This is a genomic window from Flavobacterium sp., assembly GCF_046317795.1.
Taxonomy (GTDB): domain Bacteria; phylum Bacteroidota; class Bacteroidia; order Flavobacteriales; family Flavobacteriaceae; genus Flavobacterium.
On sequence record NZ_JBKCVI010000075.1, the window covers coordinates 1 to 7,007 of the forward strand.

The window sequence follows — 7,007 nt, forward strand, 5'->3', positions numbered from 1 at the left end:
GGTTTTCTGGGTTCAAAAGTTCCCAATCCGCCGGCAATTGCAATGGCTTTGGCGTGGTGTTTTGTTCCTTTATTTGTAGTAACTATAAAGGTTCCGTCCTCTAACTTGTCTATAGTTTCAGCCGTTTCAGAAAGTGTAAAACCGGGTTGAAACTGTTTGATTTGTTCCATTAAATTAGTGACTAATTCTCCAGCTAAAATATCTGGCAAACCCGGAATATCATAAATAGGTTTTTTGGGATACAATTCAGCTAATTGTCCTCCAGGTTGGGGTAAAGCGTCAATAATATGGCATTTTAATTTTAACAATCCCGCTTCAAAAACCGTAAAAAGTCCTGTTGGTCCGGCACCGATTATTAGTATATCTGTTTCAATCATTCAGAAAATTTTAAAGGTTTAGGATTTAAGAGTTTAAAAGTTCTTAAATCATAAAATTAGGCAATATTCTCAACCGTTTCGATTTGAGGAGCGTATCTTTTTATAGTTGTTTCAACTCCTGCTTTCATCGTACTCATGCTCAAACTACAGGATGTGCAGGCGCCTTGTAAACGCACTTTAACATGTTTTTCGTCTTCTATAGAAACCAAACTAATGTCACCTCCGTCTGAATTCAGAAAAGGTCTGATTTCGCTCAATGCTTTTTCGATGTTTAGAGTTAATTCTTCGTGTGTCATATCTTTATTTTAGTTTTCAGTCGCAGTTTTCAGTCACAGTTTTCAGTTTTCGGTTGTCTGTTTTGAGAGTTTATTATATTGCTAACTGAGACTGAAAACTGAAAACTATTTTTTCACAGCAGCGCATCCTGCCATAGTTGTTATTTTTATTGCTTCGGTTGGAGCAAGTGTTTCATTTCTTTTTACTGTTTCTTGAACCACATTTCGAGTAATTTCTTCAAATACTTTTTCAATTACCGATGCCGTTTGCAAAGCTGCTGGGCGACCGTAATCTCCTGCTTCGCGTATGCTTTGTACTAAGGGAACTTCTCCTAAAAACGGCACTTGTAAATCTTCGGCTAGGTTTTTGGCGCCTTCTTTTCCGAAAATGTAGTATTTGTTGTTTGGCATCCCGATAGCTATCGGGACTTCTGGAGTGAAATATGCCATATTTTCTATAATTCCCAAAACGGGAACGTTTATCGCTTCAGATAAAAACATAGAAACTCCTTTTTTAGCATCGGCCAAAGCTACCGCTTGTGGCGTACTAACGACAACTGCACCTGTTATTGGTAACGATTGCATGATGGATAAATGGATATCGCCTGTTCCTGGTGGTAAATCAATTAACATAAAATCCAATTCACCCCAATCAGCATCAAAAATCATTTGGTTCAATGCTTTGGAAGCCATTGGTCCACGCCAAATTACAGCTTGACTTGGAGCTGTAAAAAATCCGATAGAAAGAATTTTAATTTCATAACTTACAACAGGTTTCATTTTAGATTTGCCATTAACTTCAACAGAAATTGGCTTTTCATTTTCGACATCAAACATAATGGGCATGGATGGACCATAAATATCGGCATCTAGGATACCGACTTTGAAACCCATTTTTGCTAAGGTAACCGCTAAGTTTGCTGTTACTGTTGATTTACCAACGCCACCTTTTCCTGAAGCAACCGCAATAATATTACTAATTCCTGGAATGGCTTTGCCTTTAATTTCATTTGCTTTCTCTGGAGTTTCCACTTTGATGTTCACTTTTACCACTATATCAGGCGAAAAGTTGGAATGAATAAGTTTTTTGATATCGTCTTCTGCTCGTTTTTTGATGTGCATGGCTGGAGTTGTGAGGACTAAATCCACTACTACTTCGTTGCCAAAAGTGAGTACATTTTTAACTGCACCACTTTCTACCATATTTTTTCCTTCACCGGCAATGGTTATGGTTTCCAATGCGGAAAGAATTTCTTTTCTGTCTAATTTCATTTTTTGCTTTCTGATAACAAGTTACAATCTTTTATTAAGACTGAATACAGATTGCAAAGATAGTTTGAAAATAGTTAAATGGGAAATGGGAAATGGGAAAAGTTTTGTTGATTTGATTATTACTATTTGTAACTGTTTACTGCCACTGCTTACTGACCACTAACTTCAGGTTGCCAAAAGTGTTTCTCAAAATCGACGATTTGGTTGTTTACAACTTCTATTCCTTCGTTTTCTAATAATTGTTGCATTAAATTGGTTCCTCCAAAATGGTGTTTTCCTGACAGCATTCCTATTCTATTTACCACTCGGTGAGCAGGAACATCTTCTGTATTGTGAGAAGCATTCATGGCCCAACCAACCATTCGAGCAGAACGTGCTGTTCCTAATGCTTTAGCAATAGCACCATACGAAGTTACTTTTCCTTCGGGAATTTGTCGGACAATCCTATAAACTCTTTCAAAGAAATTATCTTCCATATGCTAACCATAAATAAGTTTGTAGAGAGTAATAATAGCAATAAATGTAGTAACCGAACCAATGATGTTGTTGATATTATGGAATAAAAATTCTGTTTTCTTTTCAATCCTTTTAAAAGCAACTATGTAAAGATAAAATATAAAAAAAGAGCCACTAACAACTCCTGTTACAAATGCAGCGATGGGAATTTTATCAAAACTAAAATAACCTGATGCTGCCAAACTAATGCTTGTAAAAACATAAAAAGGAATGGGCAATAAGTTAATTGATGCTATTAGCATTCCAAAAAAGAACCGATTGGACTTGCCTTTAACTTTGATGTCTGTTTTTATTTTCTTAGGCCTTTTTGCAATCCAAAAAAAATAAACACTTAATCCAAAAAAAATAAAAATTGCAATTTCTTGAATAATAGCAACAATTTCTAAATGACTGCTAATGAAACGGGCAAAAAGTACCGCTAGTAATGATTGAAATAAAATAATACTTGCGGCACCAAAAGCAAAACTTAGGGCGCCACTTTTTCCTTCTTGTAAACTAATTTTTGCCGCAGTCATGTTAATCAATCCTGGGAGGAAAGCTGCCAGAAATGAAATGCAAAAACCCAATATAAAAGGAAGAAGTACAGTCATCTATTTGATTTTGAAACGAATATACGTAATTGCTTTGTTAGTTTCCAAATATTGGTTTTCGTAAAATGTTTGGATTTGAGTAACCTCATTTGGTGCGCCTTCATTTTTATACACATTATGATTGGCATACAAGACTTCGTGACCTTCACCATGAAGCAATCCTAATGTGTAGCCATGCATAAATTCACTATCGGTTTTGAGGTTGACAACACCATCAGGTTTTAGTATTTTTTTGTACAACTGCAAAAATTCCGAATTGGTCATTCGGTGTTTGGTACGTTTGTATTTGATTTGTGGATCGGGAAACGTTATCCAAATTTCATCTACTTCGTTTTGAGCAAAAATGAAATTAATCAATTCTATTTGGGTTCGAACGAAAGCCACGTTATGCATTCCGCTTTCAACAGCAGTTTTAGCCCCGCGCCAAAATCTCGCCCCTTTTATATCTATTCCAACAAAATTTTTATTGGGATAACGTTGGGCTAACCCGACGGAATATTCGCCTTTTCCACAACCTAGTTCAACTATGATGGGATTATCATTTTTAAAAAAATTAGTATTCCATTTTCCTAACAACGGAAATTCACTTCTTACAACCTCTTCTCTTGTTGGTTGAAAAACATTTTCAAAAGTTTCGTTTTCCTTAAATCGTTTTAATTTATTCTTACTTCCCACAAACTTAATTTTTTGGTAAAATTAAGGAAATATACAGTACACAAATTCTTTTTAAATTTGCAATCTGAAAATAATAATTTCACTTCTTGAAAAATTCTACAAATAATATTCTAGTTGCTCCTTTAAATTGGGGTTTGGGCCACGCCACTCGTTGCATTCCGATTATTCGGGAGTTAGAGAAAAATGGGTTTACACCAATTATTGCTTCAGATGGTATTGCGTTGGAATTACTTCAAAAGGAATTTCCCTATTTACAATCCGTTGCATTACCTTCTTATGAGATTGAATATGCCATAGACGGCGCCAATTTTAAATGGAAACTGATAAAAAATAGTCCGAAGATGATTCAAGCTATTTTTGAAGAAAAGAAATTAGTTAAAAATCTTGTGACAACATTTGACTTAAAAGGCATTATTTCTGACAATCGTTTGGGGGTTCGTAGTAAAAAAATTCCAAGTGTTTTCATCACACATCAATTAAATGTTTTATCGGGTAAAACAACATGGATTTCGAGTAAACTACACCAACATTATATCAAAAAATTTACGGAATGTTGGATTCCAGACTTTCAAGAAATTCCTAATCTAACTGGAAAATTAGGTCATATAGAAGATAGTTCTTTAACGTTAAAATACATTGGTCCATTAAGCCGATTGGAAAAAAAAGAATTGCCTATAAAATACCAATTGATGGTTATGATTTCTGGACCAGAACCTCAACGAACAATGCTGGAAGAAAAACTAATTGCCAAACTTCAAAATTACAAGGGTGAGGTAATTTTTATTAAGGGAAAATTAGAATCCGAACAAAAAAAAGAAGTCATAAAGAATATTACCTATTACAACTTTATGACTTCAAATGAAATTGAAACTTCTATTAACGAAAGTGAGATGGTCTTGTGTCGATCAGGATACTCAAGTGTTATGGACTTAGCTAAATTGGAGAAAAAAGCATTTTTTATTCCAACACCAGGACAATTTGAACAAGAGTATTTAGCTAAAAAATACAAAAGAAATGGAATTACACCCTTTGCCAAACAAGATGAATTTAGAATTGAAAACCTCATGGAAATCGAATTATACAAAGGGTTGCCTAAATTGAAGAAGTTAAATAATTGGAAACAATTATTTATCCTTTTCAAGAGTGAATGAAAATTCGGAACCTTTTCCAAATTCACTTTCAATATAAATTTTTTCGCCGTGAGCTTCAATAATATGTTTCACGATGGAAAGTCCAAGACCTGAACCTCCACCGCTTCTTGCGCCACTTTTGTCAACTCTGAAAAAACGTTCAAAAAGTCTAGGAATATTATGTTTTTCTATTCCTTCTCCATTATCTTTAATACGAACAATCATTTTGTCGTTAACTAAATCTTCAATACTTACTTCAGTGGTGCCATTTTCTTTACCATATTTTATGGAGTTCATGACTAGATTTGTCAAAACCTGTTGAATTTTTTCTTTATCGGCAAAAACTTTTATTGACTTTGTATATTTTCTGTCAAACATCAAAATGATGTTTTTCTTATCGGCATTCATCTCCAATAAATCAAAAACATTTTGTACCAATTCAACAATATTAAATAGAGACATTTCAAGATTAACATCGCCCATTTCGAGTTTGGAAATCAAATCTAAATCTTCAACAATATAAATCAATCGCTCTACTCCTTTTTCAGCACGTTCCAGGTATTTCTTGCGCACATTTTTATCATTAATAGCGCCATCAAGCAAAGTAGCCAGATATCCTTGCACTGTAAACAATGGCGTTTTGAGCTCATGGGAAACATTCCCAAGGAATTCTCTACGGTATTCCTCACGCACTTTTAGGGTTTCTATTTCCAGTTTTTTATCGGTGGCAAACTTTTTAACTTGTTTGGTTAAGGTTGCCATATCGGTAGTTATAGGTTGATTTCTAAAAGAGGTTGATTCTAGAAGGGAAACATCATCATAGATTTTTTTTACTCTTCTGTAGATGAATCTCTCTACACGATATTGAATTACAAAAAAAGAAAAAGTAGCAATAGAAAGAGCAAAAAGAAGGATAATTGGCATTGAAAACTCGTGAAAAACCCACAACAAAATCGAAAGAAAACCTGAAGAAAAAACGGTAATGTATAAAGTTGAAATTAGCGCAAAAGTATATGTTTTTTTGAATTTTATTACCATTTATACTTCTAATTTATAGCCAACGCCTTTAATGGTTTTGAATAAATCTTCTCCTATTTTTTCGCGTAATTTTCTTATGTGGACATCAATGGTTCTTCCCCCAACAATTACTTCGTTACCCCAAACTTTGTCGAGGATTTCTTCTCGTTTAAAAACCTTGCCTGGTTTGGAAGCTAATAAATAAAACAATTCAAATTCTTTTCGAGGAAGTACAATTTCAACACCTTCTTTGATGATTTTATATTCTTCTCTATTGACTTCAATTCCACCAACATTTAGTGTTTCTGAAGCGTGTTCATCACTTTTTAATCGACGAAGTAATGCCTTTACTTTACTTACTAATAATTTTGGTTTGATTGGTTTTGTAATATAATCATCCGCACCAGCATCAAAACCGGCTACTTGAGAATAATCCTCGCTTCTTGCGGTTAAAAAAGTTATGAGAACATTACTCAATTCGGGTAGTTTACGAATAGCTTCACAAGCTTCCATACCATCCATTTCGGGCATCATTACATCCATAATAATAAGATGTGGCAACTCTTTTTTGGCTTTTATAATGGCTTCTTTACCATTGGTAGCCGTAACGATTTGATACCCTTCTTGGGAAAGATTATATCCTACTATTTCTAGGATATCTTGTTCATCATCAACCAATAAAATCTTAATGTCTTTTTTTTTCATAACGGACACATTTTTTTCTGTGGATGTAAATGTAAAGATAATACAAAATGATTATAAAAAATAAAACGGTAGTTAACTATAATTTAATGTCTTAACAATTTGGTAACGCTTAAAAAACAAAATGATAATATTGAAGTAACACGCTCTTTACACTACCGCAGTTTCTTTGCAACGAAATTTAAAAGAATTTAAAAACATGTCAATTAGATTAACTTTTATTGCTTTACTTATTATTTCTTTCTCATTTGGTCAATCTAAAGGAACTATCAAAGGTATAATTACAGATAAAGAAGCAAACAACGCACCGTTGCCTTTTGCAAACGCCACTATTAAAGGAACTTCAATAAATACAACTACTAACGAAAAAGGAGAATATATTTTAAAAATTGAACCTGGAGTTTACAAAATAGAATTTAGTTTTATTGGTTATGAAAATGTTGAAGTGCCAGT

General features: G+C 33.7%; 10 protein-coding genes. 2 read left to right on the forward strand and 8 right to left on the reverse strand.

The features are described 5' to 3' along the window. From ACK5ON_RS04525 to trmB, 6 genes are all read right to left on the reverse strand, one after another. On the reverse strand, positions 1 to 377 hold a 377-nt coding region (locus ACK5ON_RS04525; protein ID WP_409820292.1), incomplete at its 3' end, for an NAD(P)/FAD-dependent oxidoreductase. 56 nt (positions 378 to 433) lie between these two features. Further along, on the reverse strand, positions 434 to 673 hold the full coding sequence (locus ACK5ON_RS04530; protein ID WP_396173564.1) for a NifU family protein: 240 nt from the start codon (positions 671 to 673) through the stop codon (positions 434 to 436). 105 nt (positions 674 to 778) lie between these two features. Then, positions 779 to 1,924: a P-loop NTPase gene (locus tag ACK5ON_RS04535; RefSeq protein WP_409820294.1), complete on the reverse strand. Its 1,146-nt coding sequence runs from the start codon at positions 1,922 to 1,924 to the stop codon at positions 779 to 781. A gap of 149 nt (positions 1,925 to 2,073) precedes the next feature. Next, the gene (locus tag ACK5ON_RS04540; RefSeq protein ID WP_396173561.1) at positions 2,074 to 2,400 is read right to left on the reverse strand and encodes an MGMT family protein; all 327 of its coding nucleotides are present in this window, start codon (positions 2,398 to 2,400) and stop codon (positions 2,074 to 2,076) included. A 3-nt stretch (positions 2,401 to 2,403) separates the two neighbouring features. Next, positions 2,404 to 3,030 (reverse strand): lysine transporter LysE, encoded by a 627-nt coding sequence (locus ACK5ON_RS04545; RefSeq protein ID WP_409820296.1) that lies wholly within the window; start codon positions 3,028 to 3,030, stop codon positions 2,404 to 2,406. Further along, positions 3,031 to 3,705, reverse strand: a complete 675-nt coding sequence (gene trmB, locus ACK5ON_RS04550; RefSeq protein ID WP_396173557.1) for a tRNA (guanosine(46)-N7)-methyltransferase TrmB — start codon at positions 3,703 to 3,705, stop codon at positions 3,031 to 3,033. A gap of 86 nt (positions 3,706 to 3,791) precedes the next feature. Between trmB and ACK5ON_RS04555 the strand changes: the two genes are divergently transcribed. Further along, positions 3,792 to 4,856 carry a glycosyltransferase gene (locus ACK5ON_RS04555; protein WP_409820298.1) on the forward strand — a complete coding sequence of 355 codons (1,065 nt, stop codon included), beginning with the start codon at positions 3,792 to 3,794 and terminating at the stop codon, positions 4,854 to 4,856. Here the strand turns inward: ACK5ON_RS04555 and ACK5ON_RS04560 are convergent. Then, positions 4,830 to 5,873, reverse strand: coding sequence for a sensor histidine kinase (locus ACK5ON_RS04560; protein WP_396173553.1), 1,044 nt, complete (start codon positions 5,871 to 5,873; stop codon positions 4,830 to 4,832). The two genes, ACK5ON_RS04555 and ACK5ON_RS04560, sit on opposite strands and share 27 nt — an antisense overlap. Continuing rightward, the gene (locus ACK5ON_RS04565) at positions 5,874 to 6,557 is read right to left on the reverse strand and encodes a response regulator transcription factor (protein ID WP_396173552.1); all 684 of its coding nucleotides are present in this window, start codon (positions 6,555 to 6,557) and stop codon (positions 5,874 to 5,876) included. It lies immediately after the preceding gene. 196 nt (positions 6,558 to 6,753) lie between these two features. Between ACK5ON_RS04565 and ACK5ON_RS04570 the strand changes: the two genes are divergently transcribed. Beyond that, the coding region (locus tag ACK5ON_RS04570; protein WP_409820302.1) for a carboxypeptidase-like regulatory domain-containing protein at positions 6,754 to 7,007 on the forward strand (254 nt) is incomplete at its 3' end.